The organism is Coprococcus intestinihominis, assembly GCF_040096555.1.
In the GTDB taxonomy this organism is placed as follows: Bacteria; Bacillota; Clostridia; order Lachnospirales; family Lachnospiraceae; genus Coprococcus_A; species Coprococcus_A intestinihominis.
In genome coordinates, this window is record NZ_JBBMEK010000465.1 from 1 (window position 1) to 1,121 (window position 1,121).

The following is a 1,121-nucleotide window of genomic DNA, read 5'->3' on the forward strand; positions in this document are numbered from 1 at the left end:
TAAAAGCAGAATATGAACATTCTCTGAATTATGAAAAAAAACAGCTCATTTGCACAATTTTGATTGTAGGTGGCAATCTTTTTATCATCTGGGCTGTACTTTTTGCCAATAGCGGTATCCTTGTACTTATCCTGCTGATCATCAATATCGTCTATTTTATAAAGCAGAGAGGTTTTTATCGGAATGTAGGTGAAATTATCAGAGAACTGCATCACCTTTCTATGGGAGAGGAAGTGCGCCCGGTCAACATTTCTGAGACATCGCCGCTTTATGAGGCAGGATGCGATCTTGGGAAAGTGAATGAAAGTTTGGATAAGAGTGTCAAGCGGCAGGTTAAGAGTGAACAGATGAAAATTGAGCTGATCACCAATGTATCTCATGACTTAAAGACGCCGTTGACGTCGATTATCGGATATATTGACTTGCTGAAAAAGGAAGATATGTCACCGGAGGCACAGGATTATGTCAATGTTATTTCACAGAAGTCAGAGCATTTAAAAGAAATGATACAGGATCTATTTGAAATATCAAAGGCTACAAGCGGCAATGCGGAGCTTGTTCTGGAGAAACTGGATATGGTGAAGCTTTTGCAGCAGACACTGGGAGATATGGAAGACCGTATCAGCAGCAGCGGGCGTATCATTCGAACGGTGCTCCCTGAAGAACCGCTATATATCAGCGGTGACGGCAAGCGGTTATATCGTGTTTATCAGAATCTGATGGAAAATGCCCTTAAATATTCAATGGAAGGAACTCGCATTTATGTGGAAGGACGTGTAGAGGAACAGAAAGTTATTACAGAAATAAAAAATATTGCTGCCTACGAGATGGATTTTACTGCAGATAAGATTGTTGAACGATTCCAGAGAGGAGATGTCAATAGGACAACGGAAGGACATGGACTGGGCCTGGCAATTGCCAAAAGTTTTTCAGAGGCCTGTGGCGGACATCTTGATATCATTATTGACGGCGATATGTTTAAAGCGGTTATTTCCTATCCATTATATTGGGAAAATTGACAGCTGTCTGACTTGTTCTTGTAAAAGCGCATGTTTTTTGATATAATTGGTATCAGATTTGAAATGATTACAAGATTACACAGGATAATGCTAAGGCAGGGA

At 40.4% G+C, this 1,121-nt stretch carries 1 protein-coding gene; it reads left to right on the forward strand.

Annotated features, from left to right (window positions below; all coding sequences use genetic code 11):
* Positions 1–1,019, forward strand: a 1,019-nt coding sequence (locus WMO25_RS18235; RefSeq protein WP_349086658.1) for a sensor histidine kinase, incomplete at its 5' end; no start/stop codon positions are given.
* Positions 1,020–1,121 lie beyond the last annotated feature (102 nt).